Source organism: Actinomadura livida (assembly GCF_014648675.1).
Taxonomy (GTDB): Bacteria; Actinomycetota; Actinomycetes; order Streptosporangiales; family Streptosporangiaceae; genus Spirillospora; species Spirillospora livida.
In genome coordinates, this window is record NZ_BMRO01000012.1 from 262,646 (window position 1) to 280,384 (window position 17,739).

Annotated in this window: 16 protein-coding genes and 2 tRNA genes; 12 read left to right on the forward strand and 6 right to left on the reverse strand. The window is 70.6% G+C overall.

Annotation, left to right across the window (positions count from 1 at the left end):
* The first annotated feature begins 105 nt into the window (after window positions 1-105).
* From IEZ03_RS27560 to IEZ03_RS27585, 6 genes are all read left to right on the forward strand, one after another.
* Window positions 106-1,218 (forward strand): NAD(P)-binding domain-containing protein, encoded by a 1,113-nt coding sequence (locus IEZ03_RS27560; protein ID WP_184879720.1) that lies wholly within the window; start codon window positions 106-108, stop codon window positions 1,216-1,218.
* A 171-nt stretch (window positions 1,219-1,389) separates the two neighbouring features.
* Window positions 1,390-2,037 carry a hypothetical protein gene (locus tag IEZ03_RS27565; RefSeq protein WP_229808619.1) on the forward strand — a complete coding sequence of 216 codons (648 nt, stop codon included), beginning with the start codon at window positions 1,390-1,392 and terminating at the stop codon, window positions 2,035-2,037.
* A 17-nt stretch (window positions 2,038-2,054) separates the two neighbouring features.
* Window positions 2,055-3,092 (forward strand): ImmA/IrrE family metallo-endopeptidase, encoded by a 1,038-nt coding sequence (locus IEZ03_RS27570; protein WP_229808620.1) that lies wholly within the window; start codon window positions 2,055-2,057, stop codon window positions 3,090-3,092.
* Between the two features lie 153 nt (window positions 3,093-3,245).
* Window positions 3,246-4,118 (forward strand): Sco1979 family transcriptional regulator, encoded by an 873-nt coding sequence (locus IEZ03_RS27575; RefSeq protein ID WP_229808621.1) that lies wholly within the window; start codon window positions 3,246-3,248, stop codon window positions 4,116-4,118.
* 121 nt (window positions 4,119-4,239) lie between these two features.
* On the forward strand, window positions 4,240-6,198 hold the full coding sequence (locus IEZ03_RS27580) for an ABC1 kinase family protein (RefSeq protein WP_229808622.1): 1,959 nt from the start codon (window positions 4,240-4,242) through the stop codon (window positions 6,196-6,198).
* A 51-nt stretch (window positions 6,199-6,249) separates the two neighbouring features.
* Complete coding sequence (locus tag IEZ03_RS27585; protein WP_184879718.1) at window positions 6,250-6,867, forward strand: alpha-ketoglutarate-dependent dioxygenase AlkB; 618 nt, start codon at window positions 6,250-6,252, stop codon at window positions 6,865-6,867.
* A 15-nt stretch (window positions 6,868-6,882) separates the two neighbouring features.
* Here IEZ03_RS27585 and IEZ03_RS27590 read toward each other — a convergent pair whose 3' ends face one another.
* Together IEZ03_RS27590 and IEZ03_RS27595 are read right to left on the reverse strand one after the other, a co-directional pair.
* The gene (locus IEZ03_RS27590; protein WP_184879716.1) at window positions 6,883-8,283 is read right to left on the reverse strand and encodes a carotenoid oxygenase family protein; all 1,401 of its coding nucleotides are present in this window, start codon (window positions 8,281-8,283) and stop codon (window positions 6,883-6,885) included.
* Between the two features lie 73 nt (window positions 8,284-8,356).
* Complete coding sequence (locus IEZ03_RS27595; protein WP_184879714.1) at window positions 8,357-9,700, reverse strand: sensor histidine kinase; 1,344 nt, start codon at window positions 9,698-9,700, stop codon at window positions 8,357-8,359.
* 192 nt (window positions 9,701-9,892) lie between these two features.
* Between IEZ03_RS27595 and IEZ03_RS27600 the strand changes: the two genes are divergently transcribed.
* Window positions 9,893-10,783, forward strand: a complete 891-nt coding sequence (locus tag IEZ03_RS27600) for a LysR family transcriptional regulator (protein WP_184879711.1) — start codon at window positions 9,893-9,895, stop codon at window positions 10,781-10,783.
* 113 nt (window positions 10,784-10,896) lie between these two features.
* Here the strand turns inward: IEZ03_RS27600 and IEZ03_RS27605 are convergent, their stop codons facing one another.
* Window positions 10,897-11,808, reverse strand: coding sequence for a glycerophosphodiester phosphodiesterase (locus IEZ03_RS27605; RefSeq protein WP_184879709.1), 912 nt, complete (start codon window positions 11,806-11,808; stop codon window positions 10,897-10,899).
* A gap of 162 nt (window positions 11,809-11,970) precedes the next feature.
* Complete coding sequence (locus IEZ03_RS27610; RefSeq protein ID WP_229808623.1) at window positions 11,971-13,626, reverse strand: adenylate/guanylate cyclase domain-containing protein; 1,656 nt, start codon at window positions 13,624-13,626, stop codon at window positions 11,971-11,973.
* A gap of 205 nt (window positions 13,627-13,831) precedes the next feature.
* Here IEZ03_RS27610 and IEZ03_RS27615 point away from each other — a divergent pair.
* The 5 genes from IEZ03_RS27615 (at window position 13,832) to IEZ03_RS27635 (ending at window position 15,639) form a co-directional block, all read left to right on the forward strand.
* Window positions 13,832-13,909: transfer RNA gene (locus IEZ03_RS27615), tRNA-Asp, on the forward strand.
* 20 nt (window positions 13,910-13,929) lie between these two features.
* Window positions 13,930-14,003: transfer RNA gene (locus IEZ03_RS27620), tRNA-Phe, on the forward strand.
* Between the two features lie 191 nt (window positions 14,004-14,194).
* Window positions 14,195-14,503: a type II toxin-antitoxin system RelE/ParE family toxin gene (locus tag IEZ03_RS27625; RefSeq protein ID WP_308427997.1), complete on the forward strand. Its 309-nt coding sequence runs from the start codon at window positions 14,195-14,197 to the stop codon at window positions 14,501-14,503.
* Window positions 14,500-14,829, forward strand: a complete 330-nt coding sequence (locus tag IEZ03_RS27630) for a helix-turn-helix domain-containing protein (protein ID WP_184879707.1) — start codon at window positions 14,500-14,502, stop codon at window positions 14,827-14,829. The genes IEZ03_RS27625 and IEZ03_RS27630 overlap by 4 nt, the downstream gene beginning before the upstream one ends.
* A 285-nt stretch (window positions 14,830-15,114) precedes the next feature.
* A complete protein-coding gene (locus IEZ03_RS27635) occupies window positions 15,115-15,639 on the forward strand; it encodes a GNAT family N-acetyltransferase (protein ID WP_184879705.1) in 525 nt (174 codons plus the stop codon).
* A 305-nt stretch (window positions 15,640-15,944) separates the two neighbouring features.
* On the opposite strand, the gene IEZ03_RS27640 is transcribed toward IEZ03_RS27635, so the two are convergent.
* Window positions 15,945-17,189 carry an amidohydrolase family protein gene (locus IEZ03_RS27640; RefSeq protein ID WP_184879703.1) on the reverse strand — a complete coding sequence of 415 codons (1,245 nt, stop codon included), beginning with the start codon at window positions 17,187-17,189 and terminating at the stop codon, window positions 15,945-15,947.
* A complete protein-coding gene (locus tag IEZ03_RS27645) occupies window positions 17,173-17,658 on the reverse strand; it encodes a VOC family protein (RefSeq protein ID WP_184879701.1) in 486 nt (161 codons plus the stop codon). Before IEZ03_RS27645 ends, IEZ03_RS27640 begins: the two co-directional genes overlap by 17 nt.
* Between the last annotated feature and the right edge of the window lie 81 nt (window positions 17,659-17,739).

Genomic DNA, 17,739 nt, shown 5'->3' on the forward strand with positions numbered 1-17,739 from the left:
ACGAATCTTCTCGAAGGTCAACGCGAGCGCGCGGGGACGACGAAGATCACCCGCCGTCCACCTCGGAAGTGGAATGGGCGTGTCGCCGGGCCGGTTGGAACGAGTATGCGGTCCGTCGATGTTCTGGTGATCGGTGCTGGTCAGGCCGGGCTGTCGGCTGCCTATCACCTGCAGCGTCGCGGATTCGTTCCCGTTGCGCGGGCGTCGGTGGACGACCGCACGTTCGTGGTGCTCGACGCGGAGGACGGGCCCGGGGGCGCGTGGCAGCATCGTTGGGCTTCGCTGAAGATGGCGACGGTCAACGGCATCTACGAGTTGCCGGGGTTTCCCGTGCCGCCTGCGGATCCTGACGCCAGCAGTCGTGATGTTCTGCCCGCCTACTTCGCCGACTATGAGCAGCGCTTCGCTCTCGATGTGCAGCGTCCCGTCCAGGTGCAGGCCGTGCGCCGTCCCACGATGGCGGACGGTACGGAGACGGACGGGCCGTTGACCGTCGAGACTGATTCCGAGACTTGGTCTGCCGGCCACGTCATCAACGCCACCGGAACCTGGACGCGCCCCCACTGGCCGTACTACCCCGGCAGGGAGAGCTTTCGCGGACGGCAGCTCCACGTCCACGACTACGTGTCGGCCGAGGAGTTCGCCGGCAAACGCGTCGTGATCGTCGGTGCGGGGATTTCCGCGACCCAACTGCTCGAAGAGATTTCACGCGTCACCGACACCTTGTGGGTCACGCGCACCGAGCCCGTGTGGGAGGACCGCTTCGACACCCCCACCATCGTTGCGGCGCTCGCCCGCGCGGAAGAGCGCGTCCGGGCAGGGCTGCCTCCGCAGAGCATCGTGCGGGTGACCGGCATGCACCGCACACCGTGGACCGAGCGGGCCGAAGCTCGTGGAGTCCTGGTGCGGCACCCGATGTTCACCCGGATTGAGGAGCACGGCGTACGCATGCCGGACGGCTCGTTCGAGCCCGCCGACGTCATCCTGTGGGCGACCGGATTCCGAGCCGAGCTCAGGCACCTCGCTCCCCTGCGGCTGCGCACCCCGAAGGGCGGCATCCGCGTCGCCAACGGCAGGTCGCTCGACGAGCCGCGATTGTTCGTGATCGGCTATGGGCCGTCGCAGTCGACCATCGGCGCCAACCGCGCAGGGCGGGACGCGGTCATTTCGATCCTGTCCGAACCGGCCGCCGTAAAAACGTCCGCTATCCCAGCTTGAGAGAGCCGGTTGGCTGACGAATCGGCGCGGGTCTGGGCCGCTGGCTGAGTTACGTGCGGGCAACTCGATGGCCGCTCCGCAAAGCTTCAGGCCCGGCGCGCTGAGCTGGTCGAACAAGGGCTCCAGCTCCCGAGCCGTCGTAATGTCGGTGGTCGCGGTTATCGTCGGAGGGTGGCTGAGGAGCGGGTTGTCTGGGACGAGCTCTTGGCGGCGGGGTTCCTGCACGGGGTGCGGGAGGCCCACCGCGAGGCGACGCTGGCCCTGTTCAACGGGTTGAGCCGGGCGGCGGGGTTCAAGGAGCGGACGTACGGGGTCGGCGCGTTCGAGCTGCTCGAAAGCCACCTCGACCGCGTCTTCAGCCGCGACGACCTGCCGCAGAAGGTCGTCCGGGACGACTTGAACGGCTCCCCCGGATGGCGCTACGGCCCCTACCGCGTCCTGCTCAAGCGGCACGAGTTCGGCAACGTGCGCGGCATCCGGTGGGATCGCGACAGCCCCACCAAGCAGGCCGTCGCCCGGCAGGGTTACGTCGAAGACCCCCAGCTGGCCCTCCCCCTCGGGCTCGAAGTGCACGACACGCCCGGGGTCGTCACGCTGGTCCTCGCGCACAGCGCCAGCGAGGAACCGCTGGAGATGGAGCTCTTCCTGGGCCGCCCCAGGTGGAACGCGGACGGCGGCACCGCCTGGCACTGGGTGAAGGAGCTGGACGACGCCCTCGGCCCCGATCCACGTCGTAAGCTCGTCGAGCGGACGATGCCGCTCTGGGACGACCACGAGGACGTCCCCATGCGGCTCCGCGGGGAGACGAAGACGGCCTAAGCAAAGGGTGGCGCGGGGTGCTGTTCGACTGCGAGCGGCTGACGCTTGCCCGGCGGCTCCGGGGCATGCGCAAGAACCAGCTCGCGCAGGCCGTGGGGACGACGCCGAAAGCGATCGGGCAGTACGAGGCGGGCGTGCAGCGGCCGGAGGACCCGACGCTGAGGCGCCTCGCCATCGCGCTCGGTGTGCCGGTCGAGTTCTTCCACGCCGGCCGCAGCCCGGTCTCCATGGACGGGGCGCACTTCCGCTCCCTGCGGTCCACCACCCAGATCGAGCGGGACCAGGCCCTGGCGTACGGGCGCATCGCCACCGACGTCGTCGCCGTCCTTGAGACGCTCGTCGACTTCCCCGCGGTCGACCTGCCCGAGCATCCCGTCCCGCCGGACGAGATCGCCGGGAGCGGGCCCGTGGAGGCCGCCCGGCTGACCAGGAAGGCCCTGCTGGACGAGGCGGGCCCGGTGCCGCACGTCGTCCGCCTTCTGGAGGCGCACGGCGTCCTCGTGCTCGTGCTCCCGAGCGCCGCCGAGCGGGTCGACGCGTTCAGCGTGGGCGTCCATCCGCGGCCGATGGTCTTCTTCAATCCGGCGAAGGGCGATTACTGGCGCAACCGGTTCGACGCCGCGCACGAGCTGGGGCATCTGGTGATGCACGCCGACGCCGAACCCGGCGAAAAGGTCGTCGAGGACCAGGCGCACAGGTTCGCGGCCGAATTCCTGATGCCGGCGGACGACATCGCCGGGGAATTGCCCGCACAACCCGATTGGGAACGGCTGGCCGTCCTCAAATCGACGTGGGGTGTCAGCATGGCGGCGCTCCTCTACCGGTCGCGCACGCTCGGAATCATGACGGAAACCGCGTACCGCAACGCGATGAGCACGCTGAGTTCGCGCGGGTGGCGGCGCCAGGAACCCGGGGCCTCGAAACCTCTTGAACAGCCGACAATGCTGACGCGGGCGCTCGAAATCGTGAACCGTACGGGGACGGACCGTGACGGAGTCGCCGAGCGGGCGCGCGTGACGAGGGCCGATTTGGACGCGCTCATCCCGGTACGGTAATACCGCCGCGATTGGAACGATCCCTAAAGCCATTTAGCGCATCGTGCGATCAGTGCGGAGTTACATATCTCTGACCGGAGGTTTCCTGCGCGGCGGCCATTGCCTGTGAGACCCTCCGATGGTTGCCGGGACATACGAGGAGCTGGAGACCCCGTGCTTGACAATCGGCAGGCCGGCCCGAGTTCGACCGCGCTGCGCATGCAGATCGGCGCACGGCTGCGGCGCATGCGCGAGGCCAAGGGGATCGGCCGGGCCGAGGCCGGGCGGGCGATCCGCGGGTCCGCGTCCAAGATGAGCCGCCTCGAACTCGGCCGGCACGGTTTCAAGCTGCGCGACATCGCCGACCTGCTCGACCTGTACGGCGTCGACGACGCCGCCGAGCGCGCGAGCCTCATCGAGCTGGCGAAGGAGGCGAGGAAGCCCGGCTGGTGGCAGAGCTACGGCGATGCCGTGCCGAGCTGGTTCGAGCAGTACCTCGGGCTGGAGCAGTCCGCGACGACGATCCGCAACTACGAGGTGCAGTACGTCCCGGGGCTGCTGCAGACCGCCGAGTACGCGCGGGCGGTCATCGCGCTGGAGCACCACGACGCGGCATATGAGGGGTTCGACCGGCGTGTCTGCCTGCGGATGTCCAGGCAGCAGATCCTGCACCGGCCCGTCGCCCCGGCGCGGCTCTGGACGATCATCGACGAGGCGGCGCTGCGCAGGCCCATCGGCGGGGCGGCGACGATGCGCGCCCAGATCGAGCACCTGATCGAGGTGTCGGAGGACATGCCCAACGTGAAGGTGCAGGTCCTGCCGTTCGCGGCGGGCGGCCACGTGGCGCTGGGCGGCCCGATCACGATCGTCCGGTTCGCCGAGCACGACCTTCCCGACATGGTCTACCTCGAACAGCTGACCGGCGCCCGCTATCCCGAAGGCCAGGAGGCAGAGCGCTACCAGGAGATCATGGACCTCCTCGCGATCCGCGCCTCCCGTCCCGCCACCACCACGGCGTTCCTCAAAGACCTCCTGAACGAGTTCTGACCACCGCCGCGCTCCCCCGTCCGGGGTAGCGGGCTCCCCCTCCGGCGGGAAGAGCGCCGCGCACGCCCGTCGTTAGCGTCGCCTCCGGAACAGTGGGCGATTCGGCAGGTGGTGGGCGGCTTTGGACACGTCGGCGGCGGTCCTCGCGTTCGTGGTGGGGACGGCGATCAACACGTGGGTGATGGCGTACGGGGCGCGGCGGCTCCTCAACGTCCGGTTCCCCCTGTTCCGGACGGTCGTCGCGGGAGCGGTCGGGCAGGGCGTCGCGAGCCCGATCATCACGTCCCTCATCGGCGATCTCGACCAGCGGACTCTGACGCCGCTGGCCTGGTTCGTCTGCCTCGGGTTCGCGTGCGCGCTGCTCGTCTCCATGACGGTGCTGGTGCTCTGGGAGGCGTTCGTCCCGACCGGTTCCGTGCCGTCGCCGCTGTTCTGGTTCGGCGGCGTCCGCTCCCGGGCCGCCCGCACGCGCCGCTACTGGCAGATCACGTTCATCTTCCTGCGCCATGGCCTCGGCCCCTACCTGCGGGGACGCGCCCGCCCCGCGTCCCCGCAGGGACGGGAGCGGCTGGCGCACGAGCTGACGCAGGCGCTCGAACAGGCCGGGGTCGCGTTCGTGAAGCTCGGCCAGGTCCTGTCGACGCGGCGGGACGTCCTCCCGCCGGAGTTCGTGGCGGAGCTCGGGCGGCTCCAGGACCGGGCCGCGCCCGTCCCGTGGCCGGAGATCGAGCGGGTGATCCAGGACGAGCTGGGCGCACCGTCCGCGGACGTCTTCGCCGCCGTCGACCGGACCCCGCTCGCCGCCGCGTCCGTGGCGCAGGTGCACACGGCCACGCTCCGCTCCGGCGAGGAGGTCGTCGTCAAGATCCAGCGGCCCGGCATCGGGACGGTGGTGGACCGCGACCTCGACATCGTCGGCCGCCTGGCGCGGACGCTGCAGAACCGCGCCGGATGGGCCCGGGCGTTCGGCGTCGTCGACCTCGCCGACGGGTTCGCGGCCGCGTTGCGCGAGGAGCTCGACTTCCGCGTCGAGGCCCGGAACATGGCGTCGGTGGCGGCGGCCGCGACGGCGCGCGGCGGGTCGGACGTCGTCGTCCCGCGCCCGTACGACGACCTGTGCACCTCGCGGATCCTGGTGATGCAGCGCCTCGACGGCACCGCGCTCGGCAAGGCCGGCCCGCGCATCGACCGCCAGGGCCTCGACCGGGCGAAGCTGGCGCACGCCCTCCTCGACACGCTGCTCCGGCAGATCGTCCTGGACGGCGTCTTCCACGCCGATCCGCACCCCGGCAACGTCCTGCTCCTCGACGACGGGCGCCTCGGGCTGATCGACTTCGGTTCGGTCGGGCGCCTCGACACCGAGCTGCGCGGCTGCCTCCAGCGGATGCTCCTCGCCATGAACAGGGGCGACGCCGTCGCCGTGACCGACGCCTTCCTGGAGGTCGTGGCCCGTCCCGACGAACTGGACGAGCAGGCCCTCGTCCGGGCCCTCGGGGCCTTCATGGCCCGGCACCTCGGCGCCGGGTCCGCCCCGGACATGACGATGTTCACCGACCTGTTCCGCCTGGTGGCGCGGTTCGATCTGGCGGTGCCGGCGGAGGTCGCCGCGGTGTTCCGGGCGCTGGCGACGCTGGAGGGCGGCCTGACCGAGCTGGCGCCCGGGTTCGCCATCGTCACCGAGGCGCAGGAGTTCGGCGAGACCTACCTGCGGGAACGGCTGCGTCCCGCGTCCCTCCAGGAGGCCGCGGCCGACGAGATGGTGAGCCTGCTGCCGATGCTGCGCCGCCTCCCCCGCCGCCTGGACCGCATCACCGCCGCCGCCGAGGCCGGCCGCCTCACCATGAACATCCGGCTGTTCGCCGACGAGGGCGACCGCCGGACGGTCACCGGCCTCCTCCAGCAGGTGCTGCTGACGATCCTCGCGTCGACGGCCGGGGTGATGGCGGTGATGCTGCTCGGCCTGCGGGACGGGCCGCGCATGACGCCGGACGTGACCCTCTACCAGTTCTTCGGGTACTGCGGGCTGGTGATCTGCTCGGTGCTCTCGCTGCGGGTCCTGGCCGTGATCTTCCGCCGCTGACCCCGCCGCATGATCGAACACGTGTTTGAGAGATCGCGTTACAGTGGGGATATGTTCCAAGCGTCGCTCCTGGACGACACGGACGAGAGTGGTCCGCGCCCGCTGGATCTGGCGCGGCGGACGCGGCTGGCCCACGGCGCCTGGGTGGACGTCCTGCCCGGCTGGATCCCGGGAGCGGACGCGCTGTTCGAGCGGCTGGAATCGTCCGTCCCGTGGCGCGCGGAACGGCGCCGCATGTACGACCGGGTCGTGGACGTCCCGCGCCTGCTCTCGTTCTACGACGAGGACGACGCGCTGCCCGACCCCGTCCTGGACGAGGCGAAAGCGGCGCTGAACGGCCACTACGCCGCCGAACTCGGGGAGCCCTTCCGGACGGCGGGCCTCTGCCTGTACCGCGACGGCCGCGACAGCGTCGCCTGGCACGGCGACCGGATCGGCCGCGGGTCCACGGAGGACACGATGGTCGCGATCCTGTCGGTCGGAACGCCGCGGAGCCTGCTCCTGCGCCCCCGCGGCGGCGGCCGGACGATCCGTCACGAATTGGGCCACGGCGACCTCATCGTGATGGGCGGCAGCTGCCAGCGCACCTGGGAGCACGCCATTCCGAAGAGCACCCGCGTGACCGGCCCCCGAATCAGCATCCAATTCCGCCCCCGCGGCGTCCGCTGACCTATCGCCGGGCCGCTACCGGGGTGTGGCGATGCGGTCGGTGAAGGAGCCGTGGAAGCCCATGGGGATGTGGTGGCGCAGGTGGGCTACGGCGATGGGGTCGGCTTCTACGTCGCGGGCGTCCAGGATGAGGAGGCGGGAGCGGTGCGCTTCCGGGTCGTAGGCGAGCGCCAGCAGCCACCCGTCGCCCTCTGCGGCGCCCGGGCCGCGCGGTGCGAAGACCGGTTCGCCGAAGCCGTGGCCTGGCGGTAGTTCGTGGACGGTGCGCCTGTCCTTCTCGTGGTCGTAGGCGTGGATGCCGGTGCTCCGCCCCGTCCGTCCGGCGAAGTAGGTGTAGCGGTGCGGGCGGCCCGCCTGGCGGACGTCCGCGTGCGGCAGTTCCATCGGCAGCGCGCACACCTCCTGCCCCTCCACCTTTCCGGACGGGGTGACGCGGTAGCGCATCAGGGCGTTGCCCCAGGGGAAGTCACTCGTCCGGAAGTCGCGGAACCGTGTCGCCACCTGGTCCCAGTCGGCGAAACGGACGAACTCGACGACGACGTCGTCGCCGTCCTCGAACGCGTTGACGAAGTGGAACCCGAGCAGCGCCTCGTGCTCGATGACCCGCGCCTTGCCGCCGTCGCGCGGGACGAGGGTGAAGCACGTCGGCCGGTGCGGCTCGTAGGTGAGACCGTCGGCGATCGACCCGCTGCCCAGCAGGATCGGTGCGGCCTTCGGGATGACCGGGTTGACGACGAAGACGAGGTAGCGGCGCGTAAGCGCGAAGTCGTGGTTCCACGGCGTGTACGGGAGGGAGACGCGCGGCATGTGGTGCAGCGCCCCGCCGGCGTCCACCCGGTAGCAGCGCAGGCTGCGGACGCGCGTGAAGTCCATCCCGAAGTTGAACAGCTCGCCGGTCTCCGGGCAGCGGGACGGATGCGCCGAGAACGCCGCCATCGCCTTCAGGCGGCCGCCGAACGAGTGCTCCCCCAGCGTCTCCAGGCTGTCGGGGTCGAGGCGGAAGGGGCGTCCGCCCTCCCAGAGCGCCAGCAGCTGCCCGCCGTGCAGGACCACGCCGGTGTTGGCGACGTTGGCGGGCGGGCGGAACATGTTGGCGAGCCGCCCGCCGGGACGCTGCGTCCCCAGCCCGCGCAGCCCGACGCGGCCCTTGCGCTGCCCGTACCGGTAGTGCCTGGTGCGGACGTACCGGTTGCGGTAGCGGATCGTACCGTCGCCGGGGAACGCGAACATCGACAGCATCCCGTCGCCGTCGAAGATGTGGTCGAGGAGGCTCTCGCCGACCTGCCACCGGCCGGGGCCGTTGCGGTAGAGCGTCCCCGCCAGCCCATCCGGGAGCCGCCCGTCGATCTCGTCGACGCCGTAGTCGTGTTCCTCGTCGAGGGCCTCGTAGATGCGGTGCCAGGCGTCGACGGCCACGGCCACTCCTCGTCCGGCGGTCCAGGTGATGGCAGGCTGCCACACCACCGACCCGTAGTTCAATGCCTAACGACTACGATCCGTTCCCGGTGGCGCGCGTGTCGGCGGGGGCCGGCGAGCGCGGGATCCGCAGGACGAATCGGGCGCCCCGGTCGCTGTCCTCGATGGTCAGCGTCCCGCCGTGCAGCCTGGCGATCTCACGGGCGATCGGGAGGCCGAGGCCGGTCCCGGCCGCGTCGCGGGCCTTGCCGGCCTCGAGGCGGGCGAACCGCTGGAAGACGACCTCCCGGTCCTCCTCCGCGACGCCCGCGCCGTCGTCCTGGACCTCCAGGACGCCGTACCCGTCCTCTTCGCGCACGGTGAGGTCGACGCGCGACTCGGCGTGGCGCTCGGCGTTGTCCAGCAGGTTCGTCAGCAGCCGGACGAGCCGGAGCCGGTCGCCGTGCACCGTCACCCCCTCCTGGAGGTGCGTGTGGATCGTCTTCGTGCGCTCAGCCCGCGCCACCTCGATGGTGACGACGGCGCCGAGGTCGATCGTCTCGGGGTGCTGCCACGCCCCGCCGGCGTCCAGGCGGGCCAGCTGCAGCAGGTCGGTCACGATGGCCTGCAACCGGTCGAGGCTGTGCAGGACGTTCCGCGCGGTCTGCGGCCAGTCGACCTCGTCCGGGAACAGCAGCGCCTCCTCCAGCTGAGCGCGGGCGCCGGTGATCGGGCTGCGCAGGTCGTGGGACGCGTCCGAGGTGAAGCTGCGCTGCCGCTCCAGGGCGCTGTCGAGGCGGTCGAGGGTCTCGTTCGCGGCCTCGGCGAGCCAGCGGATCTCGTCCTGGTACGGCGGGACCGTCACGCGGCGGCCCGACTTGCTCGCGGTGATCTCCGCAAGCTCGGCGCGGATCGCGTCCACCCGCGCGAGGACCTGGTCGGTCGTCCCCCAGGCCCGCAGGCACGCGATCATGGTCACCAGGAGCGCCGCGCAGACCAGGAGCATCAGGTGACCGGGGCTGACGTACCAGGGGACGATGGGCGTCGCCGCGTAGACGAACCGGTCTCCGCTCTCGTTGTACACGCGTAGCGCGATCACCCGCTGGCAGCCCTTGAGGCCGGTGGGCGGGCAGCGTTCACGCGTCGAGTAGATGCTGGTCGCCGGCGGCTGGAAGTCCGCCATCGGCGGCCCGGCCAGCGCTCCCTCCGTGCCGGCGACCACCTCGCCTCCGTCGTTCACGAGTTGCAGTCGGACGTCCTTCGGCGCATTGAGCCTGCCCCGCACCAGTTCCCGGTCGGCCTCGTACGCGACCTGCAGCGCCGAGGAGACGGCCTTGCCCCGGACGGACTCCGCCGTGTGGGCGCGGAGCCCGACGAGGATCAGCGCGCACACGATGACGGAGACGACGGCGGCGACCGTCCCGGTAGTTGCGGTCATACGCACCCGTATGGACCATGTGCGCCGTCCGTTCACCCGACCTCCCGCTGGTGAGGTAATCACCGCGCAGGCCGAGATCAGTCCTCTGAACAGCAGCGATGCACTCAAGAAAGACCAAAGGAATCCTTTGTCGCATCCCGGGCGATGCAGAAGCAGTAGCGCTGGACAACCGTCCTGTTAGCATTGATGCTTATGGAGCTGCGCCAGTTCGAGTACTTCGTGGCGGTGACGGAGGAGGCCGGTTTCACGAAGGCGGCGGCCCGGCTGCACGTCGCCCAGCCGGGCGTGAGCGCGCAGATCCGGCAACTGGAACGCGAGCTGGGGCAGCCGCTGTTCGACCGGTCGGGACGGACCGTCCGGCTGACCGAGGCCGGCGAGGCCGTCCTCCCGTACGCGCGGGCGGCGCTCGCGGCCGTCGAAGGCGCGCGACGGTCGGTGGACGAGCTGACGGGGCTGCTGCGCGGGCACGTCACGATCGGCACGATCGACTGGATCCAGTCCCTTGACCTTCCGGGGATGCTCGCCGACTTCCACCGCGACCATCCGAACGTGGAGATCACCGTCGTGCAGCACGACGCCGTGACGCTGGCCGGCGCGCTGCGGGAAGGTCGGGTCGACCTCGCGTTCCTCAGCCTCGGCTCCGAAGCGCCGGAGGGCGTCACGACGCGGATCGTCCTGGAGCAGCACCTCTTCGCCGCCGTCGCCCGCGATCACGCGCTGGCGCGGCGGTCCAGCCTCCGGCTGCAGGCCCTCGCCGAGGAGGACCTGATCAGCCTGCCGAAGGGCACCGGGCTGCGGGCCGTCCTCGACGAGGCGTGCGCGGCCGCCGGCCTCACCCCGCGCATCGCGTTCGAGGCCGGCGAGCCGCCCGTCCTGGCGCAACTGGCCGCGCACGGGCTCGGCGTCGCCGTCCTGCCCGAGTCCGCCGCCCGCGCCCTGCCGGACGGCCTGCACGCGATGCCGATCGTCCGCCCCCGGCTGACCGGACGGATAGCACTCGCCTGGCGAACCGAGGGCCCCCGCAGCCCCGCCGCCCGCGCCCTCATAACCCGCGCCCACGAACACCTCCCACCCCCCACCTGACACGCCGGGGCGCCGTCCGGGGTGCTCAAGGCGGCCGAGCGGGCGCGTGCGGACCTCAGGGCCCCGAGCGCGCCTCTGCGGGGCTCCGACCGCCGAGCGGGCGTCTGTGGGGCTCAGGCCGCTGAGCGGGCGCCGGTCCTTCGCAGGACGCGGTGGAGGACGTCCGGCCGGTTGGTGATGATGCCGTCCACGCCGAGTTGAGCGGCCCTTCGCATCTGGCGGGGGTCGTTCAGCGTCCAGGTGAGGACGTCCATACGGGCCGCGTGGACCCTCCTGACGTAGGAGGCGGTCAGGCTGCCGTACGTGGGGTTGATCTGGTCGGCGAACAGGGCCAGCCTCGGCAGGTCCGCCGCCTTCGGGGTGCCGAGCAGGCCCACCGGCACCCGGGGCATTTCGGCATGGAAGCGGCGCACCGACCCCCAGTCGAACGACTGCACGGCCAGGCGCCGCTCACTCGGATCGAACCGCAGCCAGGACGGCGAGCGCCTCAACGCCGCGGCGATGCGCTTCTCGATGCCCGGGTAGAGCGCGGGGCTCTTGATCTCCAGGAGCATCCCGATCCGGCCACCGCTCATGGCCCTGAGTACGGAAGCCAGCGTCGGGACCCGCTCTCGCTTGTACCTGGCCCCGAACCAGGAGCCAGCGTCCAGCCTCCGGATCTCGGCCAAGGTGAAGTCGGAGACCCTCCAGGGCGCACGCTTCGGAAACACCTTTTCGACGTTTGTCGTCCGGGCGAGCGTGGTGTCATGCATGAGGACGAGCTTCCGGTCCTTGGTCTGCTGCACGTCGATCTCGAAAACGTCCGCCCCCTGCCTCCGGGCCAGTCTGACGGCCGCGAGCGTGTTCTCCGGCGCGTACGCCGACGCCCCGCGATGCGCGACGTTCGCGATCTTCTTGCTCGGCCAGAAGTTCACCAGGGGCCGCGGCTCGGGCACCTCCGGTGCCGCAAGGGCCGGAGCGGCAGGCGCGATGACGGCCGTGGAGACCGTGACGGCGAGGAGCGTGCGACGGGTACGGCGGTGCATGGTCACCTCTCGGGAGCCGGGGCGTGTCCGCCCCCAACCCTGAAGGCGTCCGGTGACACCGGAGTAACGAGCCGGTAGCAGACCGTGTACTGGCGGCGACGATACGCATCCGGCCCGCCGCGCCCCCATGCCGGACACGCTCCTTTGATCAGAGGTGGGCCTCTATTCGCCCGAACCCTTCCTGCGCGCCGCCTTGGACAGGATCAGCGCCGCGACGAGCAGCTTCCGGCTCCACCGCAGCGGATGCGGGACGCGGGCACGCGGGACGGCCGGCGCCTCACCGGGCTCCTCCGCGTCCTCCACCACGGGCGGCGGCGGGGACGGCCGGGGCGTGCCCAGCCGCGTCGGACGGCTCCGCCCGCGCAGCAGCACCGACCTGCCGAGGTCCCATTCGTCCGACTCCGACAGGTGCGCGAGCTCCAGCACGGCCGCCGACGCCAGCACCCGCGAGGCGTAGGTCTTCGCCATGTCGCTGAGCCGCGCCGCCTCGTTCACCGGATCGCCGATCACGGTGTACTCGAACCGCTGCTCGGCCCCGATGTACCCGGCGACGACCGGCCCCGCGGACACCCCGATCCCCGCGTCCAGCATCGGCACCTCCGCCCGGAGCCGCACCGCCAGCTCCCGCGCGGCCCCCAGCGCGGCGCCGGCCGAGTCCTCGATCTGCGTGGGCGCCCCGAAGATCGCGAGCGCCGCGTCCCCCTCGAACTTGTTGATCCACCCGCCGTGCCGCGCGACGACGCCGACCACGACCCCGAAGAACTTGTTCAGCAGCCCGACGACCTCGTCCGGGCTCCGCGTGTCGGCCAGCCGCGTCGACCCCGTCAGGTCGACGAACAGGACCGCCACCTCGCGCGTCTCCCCGCCGAGCGTGATGTCGCCACGCTCCAGCGCCAGGTCGGCGACCTCCTCGCCCACATGGCGCCCGAACAGGTCGCGCAGCCGCTCATGCTCCCGCAGCCCCGCGACCATGTGGTTGAACCCGGCCTGCAACTGCCCGACCTCGCTGGCGTCGTACACGGACACCTCGGCGCCGAGATCGCCCCGCTCGACCCGTGCCATCCCCTTCCGGACCGCCTTGATCGGATCGGCGATCGCCTGTGTCGCCATATAGATGACATAAACCCCGGCCAGCAGCGCGACGCCCCCGAGCCCCAGAATCGTGATGGCGAGCTGGACGACATTGATGTCGGGCGCGGCCAGCGCGGCAACGGCGACACAGATGAGCCCGAACACCGGAATCGCCGTCCCCAGCGCCCACGCGAGCATCACCCGCGTCGTCACCCCGGGCAACCGCACCCGGCGCGGACGCTCCGCCGCCAGCACCAGCGCCGCCGCCGGACGCAGCAGCCGCTCCGACAGCAGATACACGATCGTGCACGTCGTGGCCGCCCCCAGCAGACAGGTCAACCCCGTCTTGACGGCCAGCCGCGGGGTGAACAGCACAAGATCCAGCAGGGCCCACCCCAGTGCCCCGACGACCCACATCCCGCCGACCAGCAGCGTCAACCGCAAGGGCCCGAGCAGCACCGCGCGCCGCTGCCGCCGATCGGCCTGACCCCCGTCCCGCACCAGCCGGACGACGGGCCGCCACAACCACAAGCCGGCCAGCAGGACGACGGGCACCGCGACCACGGGATAACTGAAGAACGCCACCGCGTTGACCTGGTGGACGTACTCACGATCCTCCAACGGAGGATCCGGAACCACGAACGTCGCGAACCCGAGCACGACCAGCGCACCGACGAGGTTGGCGGTGCCCACCACCACGAGCAGAACCCACCGCACCCGGATCTCGAGCATGCTCCTGCTGGTCACCGCGCCTCCGGAGGGAAGGAACCGCCACCAGGATCATCCCATGCCCCCACGCCGAATCCCCCGGAAAGCCCCATAACCCCGTCACCCTCCCATCGGGATAACGAGTTGGCGCCCACCTAGGCCATCGCGTATGCTCTCGGACGTCGCCAAGCGCCGGTAACCCGGCGAAGACACCCCTCCGGAGCCGCTAAGCTCGGAGAAGCAAGGTCCTGTGGAGCAGTTAGGAGTGCTCGCCACCCTGTCAAGGTGGAGGCCGCGGGTTCAAATCCCGTCAGGACCGCCAGGCGCACCACCACGCGCCCTGGGCAGGTAGCTCAGTCGGTACGAGCGTCCGCCTGAAAAGCGGAAGGTCGGCGGTTCGACCCCGCCCCTGCCCACCTTTCTGACCAGCGAAAACGCCCCGGAGCCACACAGCCGGGGCGTTGTTTTTGACGGCAACCCACGTCCTCAGGTGGCGGACGGTCAGCCCACTGGCATGAGCCAGGGGTTTTTATTTATGGGGTGCCCTGGGACGTCATCCTCCTCGAACCGGTCGAGATGCTGGTTCCTCAAGCTGTGTGAAACCGAAGTGGACACCACCAGCTTTGATCGAGCAGGCCATCACAGGCTGGCGGCGGTCGGGCCGACGCTGGGACGGCCGCTCGTCGACACCCTGGAACACAGCGAGCTGCGCAACCTCAAGGAATTGCGGCCCGGCAGCCGAGGCCGATCGGAGATCCGCATGCTGTTCGTCTTCGATCCCGACCCCGCCGCGATCTTCCTGGTAGCCGGGGACAAGGCCGGGCAGTGGTCACGCTGGTACGACGAGGCGATCCCACTGGCCGAAGCCCGCTACGCCGAGTACCGGGCCGCGAAGGAGAAGGAGGCCGGACGATGAGCACCGGACGCCGCTGGCAGGACATCAAGGCCGAAGCACACCGCCGCAACCCCGAACTGGCCGACCCCGAACGGCAGGCTTGCGCACGCGCCGAACTGGACGCCCACGTAGCCGGCCACCACCTCAAGGAACTCCGCAAGGCCATCGGCAAGGCGCAAGCCGAGATCGCCCAGATCCTCGGCGTCTCACAGTCTCGCGTCTCCCAGATCGAGAACGGCGACATCGAAGCCATGGAACTGGAGACACTCCGCGCCTACGCCACCGCACTCGGGGGACACGTGGACATCACCGTCAGCGTCGGGCCCCACTCCATCAAGGTCGCCTAACGCCCTGACGGATGACGGCAACGACGGCACACGGCGACCACCACGGGCGTACGTCGCGCAACGGCCAACGTCAGCGGACGGGGTGACCTCAGGGTGGTTGCCACTTCTGAAAAGCGGAAGGTCGGCGGTTCGACCCATGTGGCCACCGGCGCACGGCCGTCCGCGGCCGTCCTGCCCGACCTCGATTAGAAGACAGCCGCCCCTACAAGCGGAAACGCTGTTTGAATCGGAGATTGGACAGTCCAGTTCACCGCTGTATTCGACCCCCCAGTAGGCTGAGCAACCGTGAGCATTGATCAGGTGTCGTTCCGTCCGGTGGCTGAGGACGATCTTCCATTTCTTGAGCGTTTTCTGCTCGACCCCGAAGCGACCGGTCCGTTCGAATGGCATGGATGGCGGGATCCGCGCAGGTGGCGTCGCCGCTGGGCGGAGAACGCATTGCTTGATAGTGAAGGGGGCGTCTTGCTCGTCGTCAGTGACGACGAGCGGGTGGGGCTTGTGGCGTGGCGCAAGATTATCACCGGCCAGGGATCTTACTGCTGGAACGTGGGGATCAACCTCCTCCCGGAGGCCCGGGGCAAGGGCTTGGGGACCCAGGCACAGCGTCACCTGGTGAGGTACTTGTTCGCCCACACCCAGGTGGCAAGAATCGAAGCGGATACCGAGTCCGCCAACGTCGCCGAGCAACGTTCGCTGGAGAAGGCGGGCTTTACTCGGGAGGGTGTACTGCGCAGCTATGCATTTCGGGATGGCGAGTGGCGTGATGCCGTGATCTACAGCGTCCTGCGCAGTGAAGCCAGCTCATGGTGATGGACGACTTCACCGCAGCGGCAGCCGCCGGTCGTGAGTGACCGTCGACTGTTGGACGTGCGCGAAAGGGGTCTCGCGCCCCCAGGGCCCCATAGGCCGGAGCACTCATCCGAGCAGGTTGCAGCGGATGTACCCCGATCGAACACATTCCGCCTGGCGACCCTCGAAGATTGTCGCCACCGGACTTGGCCATCCGCCCCTGCATCGCCAGGCTCACGGCTCCTGCCGGCTTTGGTGTCCTGAGCGAAGAGGTGCGCGGGTCCGGACGTCGATGCGCCCCGGGAAGGCGCGCACCGGCCGGGCGGTCAGGTCGTCCAGACGGAGGAGTCGGCGCCGCCTACCACGCGGCCTCGTTTGATGGTGGTTCGGCGGCCGGGTGCGTTGCGTAGGACGTCGGTGAGCCGGGCGGTAGAGAACAGCACCAGGTCCGCTACCGCGCCTGGCCGGACGCCCTCGGCCGGGGCGCCGACGTAGTGCGCCGCGTTGACCGTCACCATGTCGAAGACCTGCCTGAGCTGCCGGTCCGACCACATCCGGGCGGCGATGGCGGTCACCATGGCTACTTCCGCCGGGTCGAGACGGCCGAAGGGGAACCACATGTCGTTCATGTTGTCGCCTCCGGCGGCGACGGTGACGCCGCGGGCGAGCAGCTCGTGGAGGCGGGCCGCGCCCCTGCCGAAGGGAGAGGACGGGTCCCCGACCAGCAGCAGGTTGCCCATCGGGCAGACGCACAGGTCGATGCGGGCCGCCAGGACCGCATCGATGACCTCGGCGGCGGCCATGTCGTCGTAGGCGTCGAGGGCGCAGCAGTGGCCCGCGCGGACGCGGCCGGTGAGGCCGGCCTCGACGGTCAAGCGTGCGAGCATCTCCAGGTCGCGCTGCCCTGGGTCGTAGCTGTAGTCGCAGTGGACATCGAGGTCCGCGCCGGTCTCCGCGGCCAGTTCGACGAGCAGGTCGACGTGCCGGTGCCGGTCGCGGGGCTCCTCCACGTCGGGGGCTCCGCCGAGCACGTCGGCGCCTGAGGTGAGGGCTTCGCGGAGGAGGCGCAGGGCTCCGGGGTCTCGGACGATGCTCTCCTGGGGAAACGCCACGAGCTGGATGTCGATCATGTCGCGGTGGCGGTCCCGCAGATCCGCGAGGACGCCCAGGGCGGAGAGGCCGCCCACCGGGTCGACGTCGACGTGGGCGCGCAGCGTTCCAACGCCGTGGCCGACCGCGAGCCGGATGGCGGTGGCCGCGCGCTCTCGCAGTCCGTCGGGGGTGTAGCGGGCCTTGATGTGGCGAGTGCGTTCCAGCGCGGCGTCCAGGGGGCGCTCGTGGCCGGTCGGGGGCAGGTGCGGGTGCGTCAGCGCCTTGTCGATGTGGAAGTGGGGTTCGACGAATGCGGGGGTGAGGAGCCCGCCGTCCGCGTCGATGGTCTTCGCGGAGGGCGGGGCGGTGAGGTCGCCGATCGCGGCGATCCGCCCGTCGGCCAGGTGGACGTCGACCGGGTCGGCGGAGTCGAGCAGGCGGGCGCCGCGGATCAGCAGGGGGTCAGCTTCCGGCGGCATCGGACCGTCCTCGTTCGGTGCCGAATCCGTCCAGCGCGCTGCGCTCGTCAAGGGTGTCCAGTTCCTCGAACAGCGTGATCTGCACGTCGCCGGGCGCGTCCAGCCGGGCGTTGAGCGACCGCCAGGGGGTGATGGTGGGCGGGGCGACGGACGCGGCGCCCGCCTCCAGGAGCCGGTCGTTGACCGAGCGGGTGTCGCCGACCTCGAAGGCGACCCGGAACTTCGGCGCGACCTGGCGGCCCACCTCCACCTCGTCGATGAGCCGCTTCTGCGCGGGGTTGGCGATCTCCAGCGTGGCCCGGCCGGCGTCGAGGATCACCACCCGGGCGTCGCCCTCGCCGGAGAACGCGGCCTGCTCGGGCAGGCCGAGCGCGTCACGGAAGAAGGCGACGGCGGCCCCGTAGTCCTCCGCCTCGATGACGAGGCGCAGTTGGCGGACGGCCGGAGCTCCGGCTTCGTTCGCGGTCATGGGATCTCCGTAAGTTGTTAGGCGGCCCGGGAGGGCCGGGTGTGGCTGATGGGGTCTTGCCTGTTGTGGCTCCGAAGGAGT

What these genes read in the sequence shown, in the direction of transcription:
- IEZ03_RS27595 (WP_184879714.1), bottom strand. Translation starts at nt 9,700, where the DNA reads ATGACCGCAACTACCGGGACGGTCGCCGCCGTCGTCTCCGTCATCGTG.
- IEZ03_RS27605 (WP_184879709.1), bottom strand. Translation starts at nt 11,808, where the DNA reads ATGCACCGCCGTACCCGTCGCACGCTCCTCGCCGTCACGGTCTCCACG.
- IEZ03_RS27585 (WP_184879718.1), top strand. Translation starts at nt 6,250, where the DNA reads ATGTTCCAAGCGTCGCTCCTGGACGACACGGACGAGAGTGGTCCGCGC.
- IEZ03_RS27630 (WP_184879707.1), top strand. Translation starts at nt 14,500, where the DNA reads ATGAGCACCGGACGCCGCTGGCAGGACATCAAGGCCGAAGCACACCGC.
- IEZ03_RS27645 (WP_184879701.1), bottom strand. Translation starts at nt 17,658, where the DNA reads ATGACCGCGAACGAAGCCGGAGCTCCGGCCGTCCGCCAACTGCGCCTC.
- IEZ03_RS27640 (WP_184879703.1), bottom strand. Translation starts at nt 17,189, where the DNA reads ATGCCGCCGGAAGCTGACCCCCTGCTGATCCGCGGCGCCCGCCTGCTC.
- IEZ03_RS27560 (WP_184879720.1), top strand. Translation starts at nt 106, where the DNA reads ATGCGGTCCGTCGATGTTCTGGTGATCGGTGCTGGTCAGGCCGGGCTG.
- IEZ03_RS27600 (WP_184879711.1), top strand. Translation starts at nt 9,893, where the DNA reads ATGGAGCTGCGCCAGTTCGAGTACTTCGTGGCGGTGACGGAGGAGGCC.